Here is a 21,927-nt window from a genome sequence, read left to right on the forward strand (position 1 = left end):
TTCTCAACACGAACCCCGCCATCCGCCGAGAAAGAAGGGAAAGACCGATGGACTCCGCCGCGATACCCTCGCGATATGGACGACGTCGAGGTCCGTGAGCTGCGGTACTTCCGCGCGGTCGCCGAAGAGCTGAACTTCTCCCGCGCCGCCGAGCGGCTCGGGATGGCGCAGCCCCCGCTGTCGCGCGCGATCCGGTTGCTGGAGCGGCGGCTGGGCGTTCAGCTCTTCGAGCGCACCAGCCGGCACGTCGAGCTGACGCCGGCCGGGAACGTCCTGTTCACGGAGTCGGCGAAGGCGCTCGACGCGGTCGCGAACGCCGTCCGGCGCACCCGGCGGGCGGCTCAGCAGCCGCCGGCGCTCGTCGTCACCGCGAAATCCGGCGTGGCCACCGAACTGCTGCGGCGGATCGCCGACGGGTACCCGGGACCGGTCGAGATCCGGGTCAGCGGGTTCGGCGAGCGGGGCGGCGTGCCGCGCGACGGCCGGGCCGACGTGGCCGTGGTCGGCTGCCCGGGCGACCACGGTGACCTGGACGTCGAGGTGCTCTTCACCGAGCCGCGCGTCGCCGCGTTGCCCTTCCGGCACGAGCTGGCCGGCCGGTCCACGCTCACCTGCGCGGACTTCGCCGGGCGGCCGACGCCGTGCTGGCCGGACGCCTCGGCCGCGGACCGGGCCTACTGGTCGGGCCAGGACGTGACCGGCCGCCCGGTCACGCCGGGGCCGGTGGTGCGGGACAGCACCCAGCTGCTGGAGACGGTCGCGCTCGGGCAGGCGATCGCGCTGCTGCCGGCGTCGTTCGCGGAGTGGCATCAGCGGGCCGACGTCGTCTACCGGCCGGTCGGCGACGCGACGCCGTACTCGCTCGCGCTCGCCTGGCCGGCGGGCGCGCGGGACGTGCGGATCGCGCGGTTCGTGCGCACCGCCGTCGAGGTCAGCGAAGCACTACCTCGACCGGGTGCCGTCCCGGCGGGCTGACCGCGCAGGGGTGCCGCCGAGCCACGACGACTCAGCCCGCCTGCGCCGCCAGTTCGCCGCGGAACGTCGTGCGGTACGCGCTCGGTGACACCCCGAGCGCGGCCTGGAAGTGCTGGCGCAGCGACGCCGCCGTGCCGAAGCCGGCTTCGGTCGCCACCCGGTCGACCGGCAGGTCCGACTCCTCCAGCAGCTGGCGGGCGCGCTCGATCCGTTGCTGCGTAAGCCATTGCAGTGCCGAGATGCCGACTTCCTCGCGGAAGCGGCGGGTGAACGTCCGGGTGCTCATCGCCTCGCGGGCGGCGAGCTCGCGCAACGTCAGCGGGCGGTGCAGGTTCTCCAGCGCCCACGCGCGCGCTGCCTTCGTCGACGACGTGCGCGGCTCCGGCACCGGCCGGCGGACGAACTGGGCCTGGCCGCCTTCGCGGTGCGGGGAGACGACCGTGCCGCGGGCGACTTCGTTGGCGACGGCGGCGCCGTGGTCGTGGCGGATCATGTGCAGCACCAGGTCGATCCCCGACGCGACGCCCGCCGAGGTCAGGACGTTGCCGTCGTCGGTGTAGAGCACGTGCGGGTCGACGTCGACCTCCGGGAACCGGTTCTGGAGCTCGTCGGCGGAGCGCCAGTGGGTGGTCGCGCGGCGGCCGTCGAGGAGACCGGCCGCGGCGAGCACGAACGCGCCGGTGCAGATCGACGCGATGCGCGCGTCCGCCGGGATCCGATCCAGTGCGGCCGCCAGCGGTGGGGTCAGCACGTGCGCGAGGGGTTCGTATTCGGCCCGCGACGCGGGGACGATCACGGTGTCGGCCTCGGCCAGCACCTCGGGCCCGCGGTCGATCGGGATGGTGAAGTCCGAGTCGGTGCGGACCGGGCCGGGTTCGAGGGCGCACGTCACGACCTCGTACAGCGGCTCGCCGGACGCCGAGCGCGCCTGCCCGAAGAGCCGGTGGACGATGCCCAGCTCCATCACGAGCATGCCGTGCCTGACCAGCACGGCGACGTGGTGACGGTCCGGGTGCGCGAATTCGGCCATGGCTCGATTCTTGCACATGTTGGCTATCAGGCCACTCGATCGAGCGGGGAGCCGGAGTGACCATCGAGGTCATGAACGTGTTGTGGGTCTTCGCGCATCCCGAACCGCGCTCGCTGAGCGGGGCTCTCCGTGACGACGGCCTCCGGACGCTCCGCGAACTCGGGCACGACGTCCGGGAGTCGGATCTGTACGCGATGAAGTGGAACCCGGTGGTCGACGCGGCCGACTTCGGCACCGAGGCCGGGGACGAGCGGCTGATCGTCGGGGCGACGTCGGCCCGCGCGCACGCGCGGGGCGAGCTGAGCCCGGACATCGTGGCCGAGCAGGAGAAACTCGACTGGGCGGACGCGGTCGTCGTGCAGTTCCCGTTGTGGTGGTACGGCCTGCCCGCGATCCTGAAGGGCTGGTTCGACCGGGTGTTCGTGAAGGGCTTCGGCTACGGCGTCCGCGCGGAGGACGGCCGCACGTTGCGCTACGGCGAAGGCCGGCTCGCGGGCAAGCGCGCGATAGTGGTGCTCACCGCGGGAGCCCGCGAGCCGGCCATGGGCCCGCGCGGGGTGAACGGCGCGCTGAACGACGTCCTGTGGCCGCTGCACCACGGAACGCTGTTCTACGCGGGGATGTCGGTATTGCCGCCAGTCGCGGTCTTCGGCGCCGACCGGGTGCCGGACGCCGAGTTCGCCAAGGCGCGGGAGCAGCTGCGCACGCGCCTGAGCACGCTGGAGACGACGGACCCGATCCCGTTCCGCCCGCAGAACGGCGGCGACTACGACGACAACCTGGTCCTGCGCCCCGAGCACGCCCCAGGCGCGACGGGCCTCGCAGTCCACCTCACGCAAGCAGGATGAGGTGCGCCGAAGGTCGGCCGCGGGCAGGCAATGCACCGGCGCGGCGCGGGCCCGGCAAGGCTTGAGCCGAGCCAGCCGAGCCAGCCGAGCCAGCCGAGCCCGGCGGGGCGGGCTCAGGCCGGCAACGTGAGCCGCTGGCCCAAGCCGCCGTCCACTGGCAGGTCCGCGCCCGTGGTGAACGTTGCCTCGAACGCCAAGAACAGCACCGCCGCCGCCACTTCCTCGACCGTCGCGTGCCTCTTCAGCGGCGTCACCTCGTCGCCGGTCTTCTTGAACGCGGCGAGCACCGAGCCGGGCACTCCCGTCACGCCCATCGTCGGGGTGTCCGTGTACCCCGGGCTGACCACGTTGACCCGGATCCCGCGCGGCGCCAGCTCGGCCGCGTACGTCAGCGCGAACGACCTCACCGCCGCCTTCGCCGCCGAATACGGGCCCATCCCTGCGATTCCCGCGCCGGCCGCCACCGACGTCGTGAACACGAACGATCCGCCGGGCCGCACCAACCCCGCCAGCCGCTGGGCCGTGAAGTACGCGCCCTTCGCGTTCACGTCGAACGTCCGGTCGTAGATTTCCGGCGTCGCCTCCGCGTACGGCGTCAGCGTCGCGAACCCGACGTTGACGAACACCAGGTCCACCGTCCCGAGCCGGTCCGAGGTCACCGCGGCCAGTGAGTCGATGTCGGCCAGCGACGACGCGTCCGACGACAGCAGGTGCGCCCCCGGGATGTCCAGCCCCGAGACGTCCCGGCCGGTCGCCAGGACTTCCGCGCCACCGTCCAGCAGCGCGCGCACCACCGCCAGTCCCATTCCGTGCGTGCCGCCCGTGACGACCGCCTTCTTCCCCGCAAACTTCACCAGATCTCCTCGATGACACTCGCGATCGCGTGCGCGCCGTGACCCGACGCCACCGCGCGGTCGAACAACTCCCGCAGCGCCGCGGGCACCGAAGCGGAGATCCCCTGGGCGCGGCTCGTCTCCACCAGCAGCCCCAGCCCGGCGGCGTTGATGTCCAAAGCGGACACGTCGGTCGAGTAGTCCCCGCTCACCACCTGCGAACCGATCCCCGGCAGGAACCCGCCGACCGCCGAGAGCCACGACAACGCCATCGGCGTGAACACCGACGGCGCCACGCCTTCCGTCCCGACCAGGGCCAGCGCGTGCAGGTAACCGGCCATCGTCGACCACATGATGCCCAGCAGCGCCAAGTCGTACAGCGCCGCCAGCCCGGCGTCCTCGCCGAGGAACACCGGCTCCCCCAGCACCGCCAGCACATCGCGCTGCGCCGCGAACGCCGCCGACGAGCCGCCGTAGAGGATCTGCGCGGCCGGAGTCCCGATTCCCTGCGGGACAGCCATGATCACGCCGTCCACGTACTCGATGCCCGCCGACGATGCCCACAAGGCGGTCGAGCGTGCTTCCGCGGGCGTCCCCGAAGTCAGATTGACCAGCACCTTCGGCGAAGCCGCTGCCAGCACCGGCTGTTGAGTGTCGTATGTGGACAGACAGCTGAGGACGACGTCCGCCGAAGCCACCTCGGCGGGTGTCGCCGCGAGACGCGCACCGCGGTCGAGCAGCGGCCCCGCCTTGAGCGGCGACCGGTTCCACACCACGACGTCGTGACCCGCCCCCAGCAACGCGCCGGCGAGGGCGGCGCCCATCCGCCCCAGGCCGAGCACGGCCACCTGTTTTTTGCTTTCTCCCATGCCGATCATGCTGCTGACGCGCTTTACGATGGACAAGTACCGACTAATAAGTCAGGTACCCACCAAAACGTAAGGATCCTGGATGCTGGCGAGAACGTACCGCTGCGGACTGGACGCGGCGATCGACGTGGTCGGCGGCCGCTGGAAGGCCCTGATCCTCTGGGCGCTGCACGCCGAGCCGCTGCGGTTCGGCGAGCTGAAGCGGAAGGTGGCCGGGATCAGCGAGAAGATGCTCATCCAGGCGCTGCGGGAGCTGGAGGCGGACGAAGTCGTGCACCGGGAGGTGTTCCACGAGATCCCGCCGAAGGTCGAGTACTCGCTGACCGAGCTGGGTCAGCGGCTGAACACGGCGTTGCTGCCCCTGGGCGACTGGGGCGAGGAGAACATGGCCGGCATCGCGAAGCGCCGCGGCGTCACACCGGCGCCCCCGCATACTTCTTCGGCGTGATGGCATTGCCCGCGCAGCTGGCGAACGCGCTGGAGCTGGCCCGCTGAGGCCTGGCGAACCTCTTCCAGGGCCTCGACGACGGGAGCGACGAGGCCCGGGCCGTCGGCACGGTGCACCAGGCCCCACTGTCGGGCGTGCTGCTCCAATGGCTGATCGACCCGGACCGGGCGCCGACCTGGTCCTGATCGCGAAGGTCGTCCTTACGCGGTGACCAAGTCCGCGCCGGTGAAGAACGTTGGGGCCGCCGACATCGCGTCGGCGTCCAGGAGCACGTCGCCTGGACGGCTTCCGTTGCCCAGGAGTACTCCGCCCCAGTTCATGGCCAGGTACTCCGCGCACAGCTCCAGCGTGCCGATCAGCGGCTGGGCCTCGCGCGCCGTTTCGCTCAGGACGCTTACGCCCCACAGCGTCTTGCCGCGCATCTTCGGCTTGAACTCGACCGGCAGCCGCATCCAGCCGGACCAGTAGTCCAGGTACAGCTTCACGCTCGCCGCGAGCGAGTACCAGTACACCGGCGACACGATCACGATGTCGGTCGCCGCGAAGGTCGCGTCCATCAGCAGCTGCTCGTTCTCGCCGGGCTCCGGGTGCGAACCGGCGCCGTGGCGGCGGTCCTCGAACGGCGGCAGCGGCAGCTCGGGCAGCCGGAGCCACCGCTGCTCGACGTCGCAAGGCAGCTCCTTCGCCGCCCGCCGGGCCAGCATCTCGGTGTTCCCGCCGGCCCGCGCCGCGCCGACCAGGAAGAGGAAGTTCCGCGTCATCGTCGATCCCCTCAGTTACTTGCATGTACATATAAAGACTGCCCATGGACTATCCTGGCGTCAAGAGGAGGGCGGGAAATGACCGTCGACGAACAGTCCTGGGGACGCATGCTCGTGCTGCACGCCCGGATCGAGCAGGAGCTGGGCAAGGTGCTGCAACGGCGCCACGGGCTCGGCCTGTCCGAGTACCGCGCGCTCGGCAAGCTGGTCGCGGGCCCGCGCGGCGGCCTGCGGATGCAGGAGCTCGCCGAGGCGATCGGGCTCAACCAGAGCTCGGTCAGCCGGATGTGCGCGCGCCTCGAAGACGCCGGCCTGACCATCCGCGACCTGTGCGAAGACGACCGCCGCGGCGTCTACTCGGTGATCACCGACGCCGGCCGCAAGCGCTACGCCGAAGCCGAGCCGACGTACTGCTCGGTGCTGCGGACTTCACTGGACAAGGCCGCGAGCGACCCGGAGCTCACCGCCGCGGTCGCCGCCGTCCGCGGCGCTTGACCCGTATATGCCTCGGTGGTTATATACAGGCATGCCCGCGAAACTGCTGACCGACGAGGACCGTCCCGCCCTCCGGCTGGAACGCCGGCTGAAGCACGCGCCCGAGCAGGTCTGGCGCGCCATCACGGACCCGGCCGAGCTCGAGCACTGGTTCCCGGCGAAGGTCGACGTCGAACTGCGTGACGGCGGCGCCATCCGGTTCACCTTCCCCGGCGAGGACACGGCGACGACCGGCCGGGTCGTCACCGCCGACCCGCCGCGCGAGTTCACCTTCGTCTGGAACGACGACACCCTGCGCTGGCTCATCACCCCGGACGGCGACGGCAGCCTCCTGGAGTTCACGCACACCTTCGGCCGCGGCGAACCGGCGATCGCGAAGCTGGCCGCGGGCCGCACCGCCGCCGGCTGGGACGTCTGCCTCGACGCTCTCGACGCGCGGCTGTCCGGCCGCGACGCCGAGCAGCCCAACGACTGGCACGCCCGGATGGCGTCCTATGTGGACGAATTCGGCCTCGGCTACGGCGAAGTGCTCGCCGACGGGACGATCCGCTTCCGCCGCGACCTCGTGTGGAAGCCGGTGGACGAAGTCCGCGCGCTCCTGCCCGACGAGCCCGGCTGGCACGTGGTCCAGGAGCCGCTGGAAGGCACCCGCGTCGAGTTCACCGAAGCGCCCGAAGCCGACGTGCCCGCTCAGCTCGCGCAGCGGCACGAGCAGCTCGACAAGCTGTTCGCCGCGACGCACGGCGTCGACCTGCCGGACTGGACGCCCGAGCACGTCGAGGCCGTGAAGAAGCATTACGCGGAGCGTCCGACCCAGGGTTGACGCGCGGCGGGGGCGTCCGCATTACGTTCGTCCCATGCGAATTCGCGTGGTGCTGGACGCGCTCGCGGTCCTGGTGCTCACGGTGGGGGCCGGCGGGAACCTCGCGGCCGGGGCGTGGCGGCTGCCGCTGTGGCTCCCGGCCTGGCTCGGCTGGACGATCATGCTGACGAGCGCCGTCCCGATCGTGCTGCGGCGCTGGTGGCCGCGCCCCGCCTACGTCCTGGCCCTGGTGCTGACCGCGGCGGCCGTGCCGATCGGCGGGCCGGTGCTCGCGGTCGCCGTCGTGTCGGCCGGGTGCGCGCTCTTCACGTTCGTCGTGCACCGGGGCAGCCGGGCCTCGCGGGTCGGGTTCGTGGCCGGGCTGCTCGGCGTCGGCCTGCTCGGGGTCGTGGTGCCGAACCCGAGCACCGCCACCACCGTCAACTTCGGGGCGTCGGCGCTGATCGTCGGGTTCGCGCTCGGCGTCGCCGTCCACGGGCGCCGCGAGTACGCCGCGGCCGAGCGGGAAAACCACGCACGGGAAGCGGTTTCCGCCGAACGGCTGCGGATCGCGCGCGAGATGCACGACGTCGTCGCGCACAGCATGAGCCTGATCGCGGTGAAGGCGGCCGTCGGCAACCACGTCGCTTCGGAACAGCCCGCGGAGGCACGGGAAGCGTTGCGCGTCATCGAAGACACGAGCCGCGAGACGCTCGCCGAGCTGCGGCGGATGCTGGGAGTCCTGCGCGACGGCACCGGCGTCCCGGCGCTGGCGCCCGCCCCGACGCTCGACGACCTGCGCGCGCTCGCCGAACGCGCGGAACAGGCGGGCGCTTTGGACGTCGCCCTCGCGGTCGACGGTCTCGAGGAGCTGCCGGGCGGCATCGGCCAGTCGGTCTACCGGATCGTCCAGGAGGCGCTGACCAACGTGGTCAAGCACGCGGGCGCGGCGACGTGCCGCATCCGCGTCGCCGGGACGGACGGCGAGGTGACGATCGAGGTCCGCGACGACGGCCGCGGCGGGTCCGCGACACCGGGCCACGGCCTGATCGGGATGCGCGAACGCGTGGCCGTCTACGGCGGCGAGTTCGATGCCGGCCCGGCCGAACCCGGTTTCCGCGTCTTCGCGCGGCTTCCCTACGAAACGGCGGCGGCTCGATGACCCGCGTCCTGATCGCCGACGACCAGGCGTTGCTGCGCGGCAGCTTCCGGGTGCTGGTGGACAGCGCGCCGGGCCTGGAGGTGGTCGGCGAGGCGTCGGACGGCGTCGAGGCGGTCGCACTGGCCCGGCGGTTCGCCCCGGACGTCGTGTTGATGGACGTGCGGATGCCGTCGATGGACGGCATCGAGGCGACGCGCCGGATCTGCGCCGCGTCGGAGGTCCGAGTCCTGATGCTGACGACGTTCGACCTGGACGAGTACGTCTACGCCGCGTTGCGCGCGGGCGCGAGCGGGTTCTTGTTGAAGGACACGCGACCGGCGGACCTGCTGTCGGCGATCTCGATCGTGGCATCGGGGGAGGCGCTGTTGGCGCCATCGGTGACGCGGCGGCTGGTGGCGGAGTTCGCGCGCCTGCCGACGGGGCCGGTGAAGCGGCTGGAGGGAGTGACGGCGCGGGAGCAGGAGGTCTTGGCGTTGATCGCGCGCGGGCTGTCGAACGACGAGATCGCGGCGCGGCTGCACGTGGGAATCGCGACGGTGAAGACGCACATCGGTCGGCTGCTGCACAAACTGGCGGCGCGGGATCGGGCTCAGCTGGTGATCGCGGCTTACGAGTCCGGCCTGGTGCGTCCTACATCGCCCGCGTGAAGGGCGCGAAGCGGAGTGAAGGATCGCCGGGAATCGGGCGGCCGTCCAGGACCAGGCGGGGTGCCGGCGGTCCCGGGACCAAGCCGCGCTCGCGCAACCACGTCGTGAACGACGGGAACCGGTCGTCGGGGTCCACCCGGACTTCGCCGGACACCGACCGCGCCACCCCGCGGACCAGCGCCTTGGCCGCGTCCTCCGTCTCCGCCACCACCGGGCCGATCACCGTCACGTGCCCGATGTCCACTCCGAACGCGAAGCCGCCCTCCACCACGTACGGCGTCCCCAGCCGTTCCAGCAGCGGCCGCCGGTCGACGCCGTGCGCGCGCAGGTCCAGGGGCGCCACCGAAGACAACGACCCCGGCGACGCACCCGGTCCACCGTCGTCGGCGAACCTCCCGACGTGACCCTGGCACCCGCCGTCGAGGACGAAACCCATCGACTCGTACAGCGGACGGCCGGACGTCGACGCGTGCAGCCACACCACCCGGTCGCCCGCCGCCGCAAGCGCTTGCGCCGTGATCGCGCGGCCCAGTCCACGCCGCTCGAACCGCGGTGCGACCAGCACCATCGAGATCGACGCCACCGTCCCGAACGACACCACCGCCGCGGCCGCCGCGAGGCCGCCACCAGGTGCGTCGACCCCGAACACCTGCCCCACGTCGTGCAGCAACCGCCACTTCGGCGGCTCGCGCGGCCACGACCGGGACTCGGCCAGATCGGAGCAAGCCGGCAGGTCGGCGACGTCCAGCGTCCGGATCTCCATGGACGTTGCCTACGCCACACGCGAAGTGACCGGCAAGTAGCTAAGCTCCCGGGAATGAGCAGTGCGACGGAGCCGCTCGGGACGCCGCCCGAGGATGAACCGGACATCCACACCACGGCCGGCAAGCTGGCCGACCTGTACCGCCGCTACGACGAGGCGGTGCACGCGGGCTCGGCCCGCGCGGTGGAGAAGCAGCACGCCAAGGGCAAGAAAACCGCGCGGGAACGCATCGAGCTGCTGCTCGACGAGAACTCGTTCGTCGAGCTCGACGAGCTGGCCCGGCACCGCTCGACCAACTTCGGCCAGGAGAAGAACCGGCCCTACGGCGACGGCGTCGTCACCGGCTACGGCACCGTCGACGGCCGCCCGGTCTGCGTGTTCAGCCAGGACGTCACCGTCTTCGGCGGCAGCCTCGGCGAGGTCTACGGCGAGAAGATCGTCAAGGTCATGGACCTGGCCATCAAGACCGGCCGCCCGATCATCGGCATCAACGAGGGTGGCGGCGCGCGCATCCAGGAAGGCGTCGTCTCGCTCGGCCTCTACGGCGAGATCTTCCGCCGCAACGTGCAGGCCTCCGGCGTCATCCCGCAGATCTCGCTGATCATGGGCGCCAACGCCGGCGGGCACGTCTACTCCCCCGCGCTGACCGACTTCATCGTGATGGTCGACGAGACCTCGCAGATGTTCATCACTGGCCCGGACGTCGTCAAGACGGTCACCGGCGAGGACGTCACCTTCGAGGAGCTCGGCGGCGGCCGGACCCACAACACGAAGTCCGGCGTCGCGCACTACCTCGGTTCCGACGACGAAGACGCCATCGCCTACGTCAAGGAACTGCTCTCGTACCTGCCGCAGAACAACCTGTCGGACGCCCCGGTTTTCGAGCCGTCGGACGCGCCCGCCGGGTTCTTCGACGACGTCACCGACGCCGACCGCGAGCTCGACACGATCATCCCGGACTCGCCGAACACGCCGTACGACATGCACGAGGTCATCAACCGCGTGGTCGACGACGGCGACTTCCTCGAGGTCCACGAGCTGTTCGCGCCGAACATCATCGTCGGCTTCGGCCGCGTCGACGGCCAGAGCGTCGGCGTCGTCGCCAACCAGCCGACGCAGTTCGCCGGCTGCCTCGACATCGACGCGTCCGAGAAGGCCGCGCGGTTCGTCCGCACCTGCGACGCGTTCAACATCCCGGTGCTCACCTTCGTCGACGTGCCAGGCTTCCTCCCGGGCACCGACCAGGAGTGGAACGGCATCATCCGCCGCGGCGCGAAGCTGATCTACGCCTACGCGGAGGCGACCGTCCCGCTGGTCACGATCATCACGCGCAAGGCGTACGGCGGCGCGTACGACGTCATGGGGTCCAAGCACCTCGGCGCCGACATCAACCTCGCCTGGCCGACCGCGCAGGTCGCGGTGATGGGCGCCCAGGGCGCGGCGAACATCGTCCACCGCAAGACGCTCGCCAACGCGGCGAACGAGGGCAAGGACGTCGACGCGCTGCGCGCCGAGCTGATCCAGGAGTACGAAGACACGCTCCTGAACCCGTACGCGGCGGCCGAACGCGGCTACGTCGACTCGGTGATCGTGCCGGCGCACACCCGCGGGCACGTCGCACGCGCGTTGTCGCTGCTGCGCAACAAGCGCGAGTCGCTGCCGCCCAAGAAGCACGGGAACATCCCGCTGTGAGCGACGACCGGAAGCCCCTGCTGCGGGTGGTCCGCGGGAACCCGAGCGACGCCGAACTGGCGGCGCTGACGGCGGTCGTCGCCGCGGCGTCGGCGGCTCCGCCCGCGAAGAAGCCGAAGCCGCGTACGTCGTGGTGGGGCGATCACGCGGCTTCGCTGCGTAGACCGCTCCACCCCGGCGAAGGTGCTTGGCGCGCTTCGGGCTTCCCCAGCTAGCTCACCGTGACGGCGGTGTCGTCGACGACGAAGGACGTCTGCAGCTGTGAGCCCTCTACGCCGCTGAAGCTGAGCGTCACGGACTGGCCCGCGTACGCGGACAACGAGAAGCTTCGCTGCTGATAGCCGCTGGCCGCGTTGAGGTTGCTGTACGTCGCCAACGTCGTGCTGCCCGCCTTCACCGTCAGCTTGTCGTACGCGGTCGTGCCCGTCTCGGCCGTGTCGATGTGCAGCCAGAACGAGAACGTGTACGCCGAACACCCGCTCGGCAGCGTCACGGTCTGGCTGACGGTGTCCGTGTGCGCCGAGCCGTAGCCGTCGAGCCACGCGCTCCACGTCCCGGTGCGGGCGGGCTCGCTGGTGCCGTGCTGGCCGATCACGCTGGCCGAAGCCGTCCACGCCGTCGCGCCCGACTCGAAGCCGGGGTTGGCGAGGAGCTGCCCGGCCGTGCAGCCGCCCGGCGGCGGCGTGGTGGTGCCGCTGCCCGCGAGCCACGCCGTCGCGTTCAGGCCGAGGGCCGCGTTGTCGGCCGTCGAGTCGGTCCAGCCGTTGTAGAGCGTGTTGCCGGACTGGCCGGTGCCGTCGTCGATGGTCGAGCTGTCACCCCAGATCGCGACGCGGCCGGAGCCGAACGTGCTGGTCACGAAGAAAGCGTTGGTGTTCCCCGGCGACGACGTGCTCAGGTACGCGAGCCCCTTGACGTTCGCGTTGTCCGCGGGCTTGAGGGTGAACGTCGTGCCGTTGGCGATCAGGCTGTGCTTGACCGTGCCGAAAGCGCCGTTGAGCACGGGGTTCGTGGGGTCGCTGATGGCCACCGGGTGGTCGCTGGAGATGTTCTTGAGGTCGACCGAGAAGCCGAACGGGTCGGTGTTGTCGACGCCGTTGTTCGTCATCAGGTCGTTGATGATCGCCGGGGAGTCCCAGCCGTCGTTGTTGCGGTCGCTGCCGGTGTGGTCGGAGATGAGGAACAGCCCGCCGCCGTTCTGGACGAACCGCATGACGGCGGTCTTTTCGGACGCGCTCAGCACGACGTTCGGCTCGGGCAGCACGAACTCGTCGAAGTTCTGGAGGTCGAGCGCGCCGCCGGTGCCGTAGGTGATGGTGTTGCCGGCGGGCAGCGTCTTCAGGCTGTACTGCCCGGTCTTCTGCAGCGCGACACCCCACGCCGAGAGCGCACCGGTCCAGTCGGTTTCCTTCTGCGGCGCGGAGTTCTGCGCCGTCGGGTCGGGCTGGGACGTGCTGACGATCCAGTCGGCGTTGCCCGCAGTCTCGGCCTTCGTGTTGTCGAAGAGGACACGGTGGACGGTCGCGGCGTGCGCCGGGACGGCGAGCAACCCCGCGGCGACGGCGGCGACAGCGAAGGGGATGAGGCGCTTCATGGTGCTCCTCGACAGCAGGGAACCTGGCGCTCCTACTGTCACCCGGCCGCGGCCCGACGAAAGTCGGGATCAGATGACGTCGAGGAAAACAGTCGGCACCTCGTTGTCGCGCACCACCCGGCCCAGCAGTGCCGCGAGCCGGTCGCGGTCCGGGGTGGGCAGGCCCGCCGCCAGTTCGTCCACGCGCCGGCACGTCGCCGCGTAGAACTCCTCCGCCAGGTCGCGCCCTTCGTCCGTCAAGACCACCTGGATCGCGCGGCGGTCGTCCGGGTCGGGCTCGCGGCGGACCAGCCCGCGCCGGACCGCGCGGTCGACCAGGCCGGTCAAGCTGGACTTCTCGAGGCCGAGCGTCGCGCCCAGGTCTCCCATGCCGTACGGCCTGCCCATCAGCACGCACAGCAGCTGCCCCTGCTGCACGGTCAGCCCGTACTCGCGAGCCGACTCGGCGTAGACGGCGTTCACCAGGAACGACGCCCGCACGAGCCCGGCCACCACACCGAGGTCCTCCCCGCGTTTCCCCATCGCACCAGCCTACTTCGCGACGGCTTCCCGCACGGCGGGCACGATCTCCCCGGCCCAGCGCGCCGCGGACACCGCGTCGGGGGTGCTGCCGCCGGGGCCGAAGAGGACGAACCCGGCGGCGGCGTGCTCCAGGACCGCGCCGGTCAGCTCCTCGACCCACTGGTCCGGCGAGCCGCCGATCCAGCGGCCGTCTTCGGTGCGGGTCTTCGCCAAGGGCTCCGCGGTGATGCGGCCGGGGAAGTTGTACACGGTGGCGATGTCGGCGGGGTCGCGCCCGGCGTCGGCGGCGGCTTTGTCGATCAGCGGACGCAAGGTGCGGAAGCGCTCGCTGAGCCAGTCGGCGGCGCGGCCGGGCATCCACCCGTCCGCAACCCGCCCGGTGACCGCGAGGGACTTCGGCCCGACGGACCCGGTCCACACGGGCGGCATGGTTTCGGCAGCGGGCTCAAGGTCGGTGACCTGGTAGAACTCGCCGTCGAAGGTGACGGGGTCGCCGCCCCCGCCCAGCATTTTGACCAGCCGGATGCCCTCTTCGAACGCGCGGACGGCCTGGCCGGGGGTCAATTTGGGGAACCCGAGCCGCGCGATGTCGTCCCACAGCCCGCCGACGCCCATCCCGAGCACGATCCGGCCGCCGGTGAGCGCGGACAGGCTCGTGATGGTGCGCGCGAGCATCGACGCCGGGCGCGTCGGCAGGTTGGTGACGCTGACCAGGCCGGAGATCCGTTCGGTCCGCCCGAGGAGGACCCCGATTTCGGCGTACGCGTCGAGCCGGTCGGCGTGGTAGGGGTGATCGGAGACGGTGAGCAGGTCAAGCCCGGCGCGATCGACCTGGACGGCGAGTTCGAGGGTGCTCGGGACGGCGACGACCGCGGTGGAGACGCCGATGCCGAAGTGCGTCATGATTCCTCCCAGTGGTAGTTCGTGCTACGAACTGACTATACATAGTTCTTAGCACGAACTAACCTCTGATCGCCAGGCACGCCGGAAGCCGGCCGGATATTCGGTTCCCTCCCGCCGCCGCGGCGGCTAACGTTGCTCTCGCCCGGTGCGGCGGTGAGGGTTACTTCTCTGGTATCCCATGGGTTCGAATCCCGAAAGCCTTCACCACTTCGATCTCGGGCAACCGACGCACTCCCGGTGCGAGCACGACCTCGGGAGTCACGGCTTCACCGATGCCCGGTGCGCAGGCGAGGGTTACTTCCACTCATAATGGGCAGGTCGGGGGTTCGAATCCCTCCCGGACCACGTGGTCCGGTAGCTCAGTCCGGCAGAGCAGCAACCGTACCTTCACCGACTTCGATCTCGGGCATCGCTGTGGCCGTGACTCCCCGGCAAAAGGGGGAGAGAAATGAGCAAGTTCAACTCCGCACGCGCGCCCGCGGCGACTTCACCCGTCCGCAGCGAGGCGTCCGGGGTCACCTACGAGGGTGGCGCCGGTTACGCGCGCGACGCCCGGTCCGAGCTCTTCCTGCTCGCCGTCACCAACATGGTCGGCGAGCACACCTTCTACGAGTCCGCGAACGCGCGCGACACGCGCTACACCGCGCTCGTCCACGCCGCGACGTTCGAGGATCCACAGTGGACCGCTCGGTTCCTGCGCTGGCTGCGGTCCGAGGCGAACCTGCGCACCGCGTCGCTCGTCGGCGCGGCCGAGTTCGCCAAGGCTCGCCTCGACGCCGGGCTCGACGGGCTCGGCCGGCAGGTCGTCGCCGACGTCCTGCAGCGGGCCGACGAGCCCGGGGAGCTGCTCGCCTACTGGACTTCCGTGCACGGCAAGACCATCCCGAAGCCGGTCAAGCGCGGCGTGGCCGACGCGGCGCGGAAGCTCTACGACGAGCGCTCCTACGTCAAGTGGGACTCGGCGGCGCGGGCGTTCCGCTTCGCCGACGTCCTCGAGCTGACGCACCCGGCCACCCGCGACGCCGCGCAGGGCGAGCTGTTCAAGCACGTCCTCGACGAGCGCCACGACCGCGGCAACCCGCTCCCGGACGCGCTCCGGGTGCTGCGCGCCCGCGCCGAGCTGACGGCGTGGGACGCGCCGCGCCGGCGCGAGCTGTTCGCGCGGCCGGACGCGGCGGACGTCCTGCGCGCGGCGGGCATGACGTGGGAGTCGGTCGCCGGCTGGCTGCAGGGCCCCCTGGACGCGCGCGTCTGGGAGGCGCTCATCCCGTCGATGGGCTACATGGCGCTCGCGCGGAACCTGCGCAACTTCGACGAGGCCGGCGTCTCGGACGAAGTCGCGCAGCGCGTTGCCGCGAAGCTCGCCGATCCGGCGCAGGTCGCGAAGTCGCGGCAGCTGCCGATGCGGTTCCTGTCCGCTTACCGGGTCGCGCCGTCGCTGCGGTGGGCGTGGGCGCTGGAGCAGGCGATCGCGCACTCGCTGGGAGGTGTTCCGGAGCTGCCCGGGCGGACGCTCGTGCTCGTCGACACCTCGACGTCGATGAACATGGGCTTCAGCCGCGACGGCACCCTGCTGCGCTGGGACGCCGCCGCGGTCTTCGGGCTCGCGCTGGGGCGGCGGTGCGCCGACGCCGACGTCGTGTCGTTCTCGGACCGGCTGCTCGGCGGCACGCGCACCAAGACGTTCAAGCTGCGGCCCGGCGGGTCGCTGCTCAGCGACGTCGAGCGCTGGAGGTCCGGCGGGTTCTTCCTCGGCGGCGGCACCAACACCGCCGGCGCGGTGCGGAAGCACTTCGCGAAGCACGACCGCGTCGTCATCCTCACCGATGAGCAGGCCGGCGACGGCGACGTCGGGCAGGCGCTTCCGCCGCACGTTCCGCTGTACACGTGGAACCTGGCGGGCTACCGGTTCGGCCACGCGCCGTCCGGCGGCGCGCGGCGGCACGTGTTCGGCGGCCTGACCGACCAGGGTTTCCGGATGATTCCCCTGCTCGAGGCGGGGACGAACGCCGACTGGCCGTTCTGAGAGAAGCCGCGGAGGCCCCCATGACGGGATCATGGGGGCCTTCGCGCTGTGTACGGACCGTCACAGGATTGGCCGTGGACCGGGCACTAGTCTGCGCCGTATAGTCCACGTGGAATAAACGACCCGGAGTCATCCGAAGGGACTAACGATCATGGCCTCGGCCAAGCTGACCCCGCTCGGCATCGCCGTGCTGGAGCTGCTCCACGAGAAGCCCATGCACCCGTACGAGATGGCCCAGCTCATGCGCGAGCGGTACGTCGACACGCGGGTGAACGTGAAAGCGGGGTCGCTCTACCACACCGTGGAACGCCTGCACCGCAACGGTTTCCTCGAGGTCGTCGACACCCAGCGCGACGGCAGGCGGCCCGAACGGACCGTCTACGGCATGACCCAGGCCGGCCTGGACGAGTTCAACCAGCGCGGCCGCGAACTCCTGGGGGACCTCACGAAGGAGTACCCCGCCTACCTGTCCGGGCTCGCCGTCATCGACGAGCTGGGCCGGGAGGCGTCGCTGCTCGAGCTCGAGCACCGCGTCACGCGGCTGCGCGCCGGCGTCGCCGCCGACCAGGCCGTGCTCGACCGCCTCGCCGCGGACGGGACGCCCGAGATCTACTGGCTCGACTGGCGCTACCAGTGCGACCAACGGAAGTTCGAGCTCGAGTGGACCGAGCGGCTCCTCGAAGACCTGCGGTCCGGACGGATCCCGTTCCAGGACAACCACCACGAACCCATCCTGAAGCTCATCACCGGGGAAGACGACGATGAACGCAAGACAAGCTAACCCGTGGGCGGCGCTCGGCGCGCTGTGCCTCGGCTTCTTCATGATCCTGCTCGACACGACGATCGTGTCGATCGCGATCCCGACCATGCTGCGCGAACTGAACGCCGGGCTGAACTCCGTCGTCTGGGTGATCAGCGTCTACCTGCTCACCTACGCCGTGCCGATGTTGTTCACCAGCCGGCTCGGCGACCGCTTCGGCCCGAAGCGGGTGTTCCTCGCCGGGCTGGTCGTGTTCACCGGCGCGTCGCTGTGGTGCGGCCTGTCCGGCAACGTCGAGATGCTCATCGCGGCGCGCGCGGTGCAGGGGCTCGGCGCCGCGCTGATGACGCCGCAGACGCTGGCGTTCATCACGCACCTGTTCCCGCCAGCCAAGCGCGGCCCGGCGATGGGCATGTGGGGCGGCGTTGCCGGCCTGGCGACGATCACCGGCCCGCTGCTGGGCGGCGTGCTCGTCGACCACTTCGGCTGGGAGTGGATCTTCTACGTCAACGTGCCGATCGGCGTGATCGCCATCGTGATGACGCTGGTCCTGGTGCCGGACTGGCAGCCGAAGCACTCGCACTCGTTCGACCTGCTCGGCATCGTCCTCTCCAGCGCGGCGCTGTTCTGCATCGTCTTCGGCGTCCAGAACGGGCAGCAGTACGACTGGGGCACGGTGTTCGGCGGCATCACGGTGTTCGAGATCATCGGCGCCGGTGTGCTGCTGCTGGTCGCGTTCCTGGTGTGGCAGCGGGTGAACAAGCGCGAGCCGCTGCTGCCGCTGCAGGTGTTCTCGAACCGCAACTTCTCGGCGGGCACGCTCACGGCGACGACGGTCGGCTTCGCGATGACCGGCATGTTCCTGCCGCTGGTGATCTACATCCAGTCGGTGCTCGGGCTCACCCCGACGATGGCGGGCCTGCTGACCGCGCCGATGTCGCTGCTGTCCGGGATCGTCGCGCCGTTCGTCGGGAACCTGTCCGACAAGGTGAACGGCAAGTACCTGGTGATGTTCGGCCTCACGGCGCTGGCGGCCGGGCTGGGGACCATCGCGCTGCAGGCGGCGCCGGACAGCAGCCCGTGGAGCTTCATCCCGGCGCTGCTGGTGTGCGGCCTGGGGATCGGCTGCATCTTCTCGCCGATGAGCAACATGACGATGGGCTCGGTGGAACCCCGCCTGGCCGGGACGGCGTCCGGGATCTTCAACACGTCCCGCCAGGTCGGCGGCGTGCTCGGCTCCGCGGCGATCGGCGTGCTGCTGCAGGCCCGGGTGAGCTCCTCGATCGCGGACGAAGCGGCGAAGGCGGCAACGCAGCTGCCGGAGCAGTACCGGGCGCCGTTCGCCGAGGGGATCGCGAAGGCGGCGGCGAGCACCGGTGAGTTCGGCTCGGCCGGCGGGCCGTCGCCGATGCCGGGGCTGCCGGCCGAGGTCGCCGCGCAGGCCGGCAAGCTGGCGACCGACGCGGTCCACAGTGGACTGACGGACGCGGCCCGCGTGACGATGCTGCTGCCGATGGTCGTGCTGTTGCTCGGGGTCGTTTCGGCCGCGGTGCTGCGGCGGGTCAAGCCGCGCTGGGAGACTCCGGCACCGGCCCCCGAGGCCGCCGCGGCGTGAAAACCGTGCGAGCCTCCGGGTGTCGGGTACCGGAGGCTCGCACGGACCGCGGGAGCGGTGGCTTCAGCGCGCGGTTTTCGGCGTCGACGCCGCGTCCGCGCGGATGGTCTCGCGGCCCTTCGGGGTCCGGAGCCTGGCCCACCACAGCGGCTGCGACCTGGTGGCTGACGTGGCGGTCACCCGTACGGTCATCGGTCACCTCCGAGCATCCCGGTGCCATATGTTGCGAGCCACAACAAAATAACTCCGTTGCGAAGTGGCGCCGGTCACAATTCGGTCACGACGGGCACCCGGGTACGTTCGCCGCTGTGCCCGTTCAAGCTGTGCAGTTCGTCCTCGCCTCCCAGTCCCCCGCCCGCCTCGCCCTGCTGCGCTCGGCGGGCCTCGATCCGGCCGTGTTCGTCTCCGGCGTCGACGAGGACGCCGTCGCGGCTTCGCTGACCGATCCGACGCCGTCGGAGCTGGTCGCGGCGCTCGCCGCGGCCAAGGCCGAAGCGGTCGTCGACAAGGTCGCCGCCGTCCACCCCGACGCCGTCGTCGTCGCCTGCGACTCGATGCTGAACATCGGCGGCCGGATGGTCGGCAAACCGGCCGATCCGGACACCGCGCGGCAGCGCTGGGCCGCGATGGCGGGGACATCCGGTGAACTCCTCACCGGGCACGCGGTCGTCCGGCTCGAGGGCGGGACGCGCGCGAAGGAGACCAGCGGCTGGGAATCGACGACCGTCCGGTTCGGCACGCCGAGCCCCGAGGAGATCGACGCCTACGTCGCCAGCGGCGAGCCGCTGCACGTCGCCGGCGGCTTCACGATCGACGGCCTGGGCGGCTGGTTCGTCGACGGGCTCGACGGCGGCCACACGAGCGTCATCGGCATCAGCCTGCCGCTGACGCGCCGGCTGCTCGCCGAGGTCGGCGTGAGTGTCGTGGATCTCTGGCGTGGTTCCGCATCCTGAGAAAGGCGCCACACCCACGGGCGTTCCGGAAGAGTCCTCCCTTGCCTGACGTTCTCCTGATCAGGCAATACAGGAAACTTTCGAGCACCGGAGTAGCCCCGTGTCTTTCGTACGGACATACACCAAGCCGCGGGTGTTCGCGGCCGCGGTCCTCGGCTCGCTCGTCGTCGGCGCCGCGCTCGGCGTCGTCGCGCGGCAGACCGAGGCCGGCTGGCTGACCGATCTCCTCGACCAGATCGGCACCATCTTCACGACCCTGCTGCAGATCGCGGTGATCCCGCTGGTCTTCACGGCGATCGTGGTCGGCATCAACAGCCTGCGCAAGCTCGGCGGCGGCCGCACCGCCGCCCGCCTCGGCGGCAAGACGGTCATGTGGTTCGCGATCACGTCGTTCATCGCGTCACTGATCGGCATCGCGGTCGGCCGGATCTTCAACCCGGGCTCCGGCGGGCTCGGCGGCGTCACGGCGACCGCCAAGAACGCCGGCAAGGCCGCGGCCAGCGTCGACCACTGGGGCTCGTGGAGCGCCTTCGTCAACGGGCTGCTGCCGGAGAACTTCGTGAAGGCGTTCGCCGACGGCGAGACGCTGCAGGTGCTGTTCCTCGCGCTGGTGCTCGGCGCCGCCGCGTACAGCCTGGGTGACAAGGCGAAGCCGTTCGTCGACTTCACGACGAGCGTGTTCGAGATCATCCAGCGCTACCTCGGCTGGATCGTCCGGCTGGCCCCGATCGGCATCGTCGGCCTGATCGGCGCGGCGGTGTCCAACTACGGCGACGCGCTGTTCCGCCCGCTGTTCTCGACGACGCTCGCGGTGTACGTCGGCTGCCTGCTCGTGCTGTTCGTCGTCTACCCGATCCTGCTGCGGTTCGTGGCGAAGGTCAGCCCGCTGAAGTTCTTCTCCAAGGCGGGCACGGCGATCCAGTTCGCGTTCGCTTCGCAGTCCTCGGCCGCGACGCTCCCGCTGACCCGCCAGTCCGCGGTGAACCTCGGCGTCCAGCCGGCGTACGCGGCCTTCGCGACCCCGCTCGGCAGCGCGACGAAGATGGACGGCTGCGCGGCGGTCTTCCCGGCGATCGCGGCGATCTTCGTCGCCAACCTGGCCGGGGTGTCGCTGAACTTCTGGCAGTACGTGGGCATCGTCGTGGTCGCCGTGGTCGGCGCGCTGGCGACGGCCGGCACCACCGGCTGGCTGACGGCGTTCACGCTGACGACGTCGTTCATCGGCCTCGACGCCAAGCAGGTCGCGCTCGGCCTGGCGCTGATCTACTCGGTCAACCCGATCATGGACATGATGCGCACGGCGACGAACGTGGCCGGCCAGATCGTGGTCCCGACGATCGTGGCGCGCAGCGAGGGCCTCCTCGACGACGAGGTGCTGAACGCCCCGACCGACCGCCCGCAGACCACGGACGACGGCTCGGTGGCCCGCCACACCGAACCGGCCCCCGCCTGACCTCAGTAGCCGGGGCAGGTGCGCAGGTCGGTGCGCGTCAGGCGGATGTCGGGCCAGCCGCGCAGGTCCGAGGGTGCGGTGTACCGCCGCGTGCAGCCGACCGACTTGCCCGTCAGGTCGTACACCTGCCCCAGCACCGGGGCCGCGTCGCACTTGGCCGTGCCCGAGTCCGCGCCGCGGCAGTCGTGGCGGACGACGATCACGTCCGGCCGCCCGTCGCCCGTGACGTCGTAGAGGGACAGCGTCCCGGCGTCCGCGAAGTACGGCTTGCCCTGGCCGCGCCACACTCCCCCGCTCGCCACGAGCAGCTCGCCGTACGCCGCCTTGCCGTCTTCGCCGACGTCGCCGCGGACCAGGCACGTCGGCGCCTCGCCGTCGATGCAGCGCAGCGAGTTCTGGTCCAGCCGCACGCCCAGCTGGGCGATCGACAGCTCGACCACCGTCCCCGGCTCGGCCCCGACGCGCACCCGCGCGGAACCGCCGGTCGCGTCGGTGAGCAGCACGACCGGCGTCCCGCCGACCGTCACCGCCGCGAGCTGGCGGCACGGGCCGCCGCCGCACGTCGCCACCGGGGTCACCGGGACGGCGGCGGGCTCGGCCGCGCCGGACGGCGCCTCCTGCCGCGGCCGCAGCAGGAACACCGCGCCGATCGCGCCGAGCGCCACCACCGCGGCCAGCACCGCGGTGAGCAACGCCGACCGAGGCGTCCGCGCTGCCGAAGTCCGCATGAGACAGAGCGTAAGCCGCTTCGCGACTGTGTGTGGGCAGCGCCCCGG

The 21,927-nt window shown here is 71.1% G+C and carries 24 protein-coding genes and 1 tRNA gene; 15 read left to right on the forward strand and 10 right to left on the reverse strand.

Annotation, left to right across the window (positions count from 1 at the left end; genetic code table 11):
• Positions 1-75 precede the first annotated feature (75 nt).
• Positions 76-975, forward strand: coding sequence for a LysR family transcriptional regulator (locus ACIRSS_RS28800; RefSeq protein ID WP_400900275.1), 900 nt, complete (start codon positions 76-78; stop codon positions 973-975).
• 31 nt (positions 976-1,006) lie between these two features.
• Here ACIRSS_RS28800 and ACIRSS_RS28805 read toward each other — a convergent pair whose 3' ends face one another.
• Positions 1,007-2,005, reverse strand: coding sequence for a GlxA family transcriptional regulator (locus ACIRSS_RS28805; protein WP_400900277.1), 999 nt, complete (start codon positions 2,003-2,005; stop codon positions 1,007-1,009).
• Between the two features lie 71 nt (positions 2,006-2,076).
• On the opposite strand from ACIRSS_RS28805, the gene ACIRSS_RS28810 reads away from it, so the two are divergent.
• Entirely contained in the window at positions 2,077-2,853 is a 777-nt protein-coding gene (locus tag ACIRSS_RS28810; RefSeq protein WP_400901896.1) for an NAD(P)H-dependent oxidoreductase, read from the forward strand.
• A gap of 113 nt (positions 2,854-2,966) precedes the next feature.
• Here ACIRSS_RS28810 and ACIRSS_RS28815 read toward each other — a convergent pair whose 3' ends face one another.
• Both ACIRSS_RS28815 and ACIRSS_RS28820 read right to left on the reverse strand, forming a co-directional pair.
• Positions 2,967-3,707, reverse strand: coding sequence for an SDR family oxidoreductase (locus ACIRSS_RS28815; RefSeq protein WP_400900279.1), 741 nt, complete (start codon positions 3,705-3,707; stop codon positions 2,967-2,969).
• Complete coding sequence (locus ACIRSS_RS28820) at positions 3,704-4,555, reverse strand: NAD(P)-dependent oxidoreductase (protein WP_400900281.1); 852 nt, start codon at positions 4,553-4,555, stop codon at positions 3,704-3,706. The genes ACIRSS_RS28815 and ACIRSS_RS28820 overlap by 4 nt, the downstream gene beginning before the upstream one ends.
• 82 nt (positions 4,556-4,637) lie before the next feature.
• On the opposite strand from ACIRSS_RS28820, the gene ACIRSS_RS28825 reads away from it, so the two are divergent.
• Positions 4,638-5,003 (forward strand): winged helix-turn-helix transcriptional regulator, encoded by a 366-nt coding sequence (locus ACIRSS_RS28825; RefSeq protein ID WP_400900283.1) that lies wholly within the window; start codon positions 4,638-4,640, stop codon positions 5,001-5,003.
• Between the two features lie 200 nt (positions 5,004-5,203).
• Here ACIRSS_RS28825 and ACIRSS_RS28830 read toward each other — a convergent pair whose 3' ends face one another.
• Complete coding sequence (locus tag ACIRSS_RS28830; RefSeq protein ID WP_400900285.1) at positions 5,204-5,764, reverse strand: flavodoxin family protein; 561 nt, start codon at positions 5,762-5,764, stop codon at positions 5,204-5,206.
• Between the two features lie 78 nt (positions 5,765-5,842).
• Here ACIRSS_RS28830 and ACIRSS_RS28835 point away from each other — a divergent pair, with 78 nt between their 5' ends.
• The 4 genes from ACIRSS_RS28835 to ACIRSS_RS28850 are packed head-to-tail and all read left to right on the forward strand — an operon-like array spanning position 5,843 to position 8,870.
• The gene (locus ACIRSS_RS28835; protein WP_400900287.1) at positions 5,843-6,259 is read left to right on the forward strand and encodes a MarR family winged helix-turn-helix transcriptional regulator; all 417 of its coding nucleotides are present in this window, start codon (positions 5,843-5,845) and stop codon (positions 6,257-6,259) included.
• Between the two features lie 31 nt (positions 6,260-6,290).
• The gene (locus ACIRSS_RS28840) at positions 6,291-7,082 is read left to right on the forward strand and encodes an SRPBCC family protein (protein WP_400900289.1); all 792 of its coding nucleotides are present in this window, start codon (positions 6,291-6,293) and stop codon (positions 7,080-7,082) included.
• A gap of 34 nt (positions 7,083-7,116) precedes the next feature.
• A complete protein-coding gene (locus ACIRSS_RS28845; protein WP_400900291.1) occupies positions 7,117-8,223 on the forward strand; it encodes a sensor histidine kinase in 1,107 nt (368 codons plus the stop codon).
• Positions 8,220-8,870 carry a response regulator gene (locus ACIRSS_RS28850; RefSeq protein WP_400900293.1) on the forward strand — a complete coding sequence of 217 codons (651 nt, stop codon included), beginning with the start codon at positions 8,220-8,222 and terminating at the stop codon, positions 8,868-8,870. The genes ACIRSS_RS28845 and ACIRSS_RS28850 overlap by 4 nt, the downstream gene beginning before the upstream one ends.
• Here the strand turns inward: ACIRSS_RS28850 and ACIRSS_RS28855 are convergent.
• Complete coding sequence (locus tag ACIRSS_RS28855; RefSeq protein ID WP_400900295.1) at positions 8,854-9,633, reverse strand: GNAT family N-acetyltransferase; 780 nt, start codon at positions 9,631-9,633, stop codon at positions 8,854-8,856. The two genes, ACIRSS_RS28850 and ACIRSS_RS28855, sit on opposite strands and share 17 nt — an antisense overlap.
• A gap of 54 nt (positions 9,634-9,687) precedes the next feature.
• Between ACIRSS_RS28855 and ACIRSS_RS28860 the strand changes: the two genes are divergently transcribed.
• Both ACIRSS_RS28860 and ACIRSS_RS28865 read left to right on the forward strand, forming a co-directional pair.
• Positions 9,688-11,325 carry an acyl-CoA carboxylase subunit beta gene (locus tag ACIRSS_RS28860; protein ID WP_400900298.1) on the forward strand — a complete coding sequence of 546 codons (1,638 nt, stop codon included), beginning with the start codon at positions 9,688-9,690 and terminating at the stop codon, positions 11,323-11,325.
• Complete coding sequence (locus ACIRSS_RS28865; RefSeq protein WP_400900300.1) at positions 11,322-11,540, forward strand: acyl-CoA carboxylase subunit epsilon; 219 nt, start codon at positions 11,322-11,324, stop codon at positions 11,538-11,540. Before ACIRSS_RS28860 ends, ACIRSS_RS28865 begins: the two co-directional genes overlap by 4 nt.
• Here the strand turns inward: ACIRSS_RS28865 and ACIRSS_RS28870 are convergent.
• The 3 genes from ACIRSS_RS28870 to ACIRSS_RS28880 all read right to left on the reverse strand — a co-directional run bounded on the left by ACIRSS_RS28870 (position 11,537) and on the right by ACIRSS_RS28880 (position 14,344).
• Positions 11,537-12,919, reverse strand: a complete 1,383-nt coding sequence (locus ACIRSS_RS28870; RefSeq protein WP_400900302.1) for a hypothetical protein — start codon at positions 12,917-12,919, stop codon at positions 11,537-11,539. The genes ACIRSS_RS28865 and ACIRSS_RS28870 overlap by 4 nt on opposite strands.
• Positions 12,920-12,988: 69 nt before the next feature.
• Positions 12,989-13,441 (reverse strand): MarR family winged helix-turn-helix transcriptional regulator, encoded by a 453-nt coding sequence (locus tag ACIRSS_RS28875; RefSeq protein ID WP_400900304.1) that lies wholly within the window; start codon positions 13,439-13,441, stop codon positions 12,989-12,991.
• 9 nt (positions 13,442-13,450) lie between these two features.
• Entirely contained in the window at positions 13,451-14,344 is an 894-nt protein-coding gene (locus tag ACIRSS_RS28880; protein WP_400900306.1) for an LLM class flavin-dependent oxidoreductase, read from the reverse strand.
• A gap of 276 nt (positions 14,345-14,620) precedes the next feature.
• Between ACIRSS_RS28880 and ACIRSS_RS28885 the strand changes: the two genes are divergently transcribed.
• From ACIRSS_RS28885 to ACIRSS_RS28900, 4 genes are all read left to right on the forward strand, one after another.
• Positions 14,621-14,689, forward strand: a tRNA-OTHER gene (locus ACIRSS_RS28885).
• Between the two features lie 103 nt (positions 14,690-14,792).
• Positions 14,793-16,370 carry a TROVE domain-containing protein gene (locus ACIRSS_RS28890; RefSeq protein WP_400900308.1) on the forward strand — a complete coding sequence of 526 codons (1,578 nt, stop codon included), beginning with the start codon at positions 14,793-14,795 and terminating at the stop codon, positions 16,368-16,370.
• A 151-nt stretch (positions 16,371-16,521) separates the two neighbouring features.
• Positions 16,522-17,151: a PadR family transcriptional regulator gene (locus ACIRSS_RS28895; protein ID WP_400900309.1), complete on the forward strand. Its 630-nt coding sequence runs from the start codon at positions 16,522-16,524 to the stop codon at positions 17,149-17,151.
• Positions 17,132-18,745 (forward strand): DHA2 family efflux MFS transporter permease subunit, encoded by a 1,614-nt coding sequence (locus ACIRSS_RS28900; RefSeq protein WP_400900311.1) that lies wholly within the window; start codon positions 17,132-17,134, stop codon positions 18,743-18,745. The genes ACIRSS_RS28895 and ACIRSS_RS28900 overlap by 20 nt, the downstream gene beginning before the upstream one ends.
• A gap of 63 nt (positions 18,746-18,808) precedes the next feature.
• On the opposite strand, the gene ACIRSS_RS28905 is transcribed toward ACIRSS_RS28900, so the two are convergent.
• On the reverse strand, positions 18,809-18,937 hold the full coding sequence (locus tag ACIRSS_RS28905; RefSeq protein ID WP_400900313.1) for a hypothetical protein: 129 nt from the start codon (positions 18,935-18,937) through the stop codon (positions 18,809-18,811).
• A 131-nt stretch (positions 18,938-19,068) separates the two neighbouring features.
• Here ACIRSS_RS28905 and ACIRSS_RS28910 point away from each other — a divergent pair, with 131 nt between their 5' ends.
• Both ACIRSS_RS28910 and ACIRSS_RS28915 read left to right on the forward strand, forming a co-directional pair.
• Positions 19,069-19,698, forward strand: a complete 630-nt coding sequence (locus ACIRSS_RS28910) for a Maf family protein (RefSeq protein WP_400901898.1) — start codon at positions 19,069-19,071, stop codon at positions 19,696-19,698.
• A 100-nt stretch (positions 19,699-19,798) separates the two neighbouring features.
• Complete coding sequence (locus ACIRSS_RS28915; RefSeq protein ID WP_400900315.1) at positions 19,799-21,151, forward strand: dicarboxylate/amino acid:cation symporter; 1,353 nt, start codon at positions 19,799-19,801, stop codon at positions 21,149-21,151.
• 2 nt (positions 21,152-21,153) lie between these two features.
• Here ACIRSS_RS28915 and ACIRSS_RS28920 read toward each other — a convergent pair whose 3' ends face one another.
• Positions 21,154-21,879, reverse strand: coding sequence for a hypothetical protein (locus tag ACIRSS_RS28920; RefSeq protein WP_400900317.1), 726 nt, complete (start codon positions 21,877-21,879; stop codon positions 21,154-21,156).
• Positions 21,880-21,927: the final 48 nt, after the last annotated feature.

The sequence above is a fragment of the Amycolatopsis sp. NPDC101161 genome (genome assembly GCF_044768185.1).
Taxonomy (GTDB): Bacteria; Actinomycetota; Actinomycetes; order Mycobacteriales; family Pseudonocardiaceae; genus Amycolatopsis.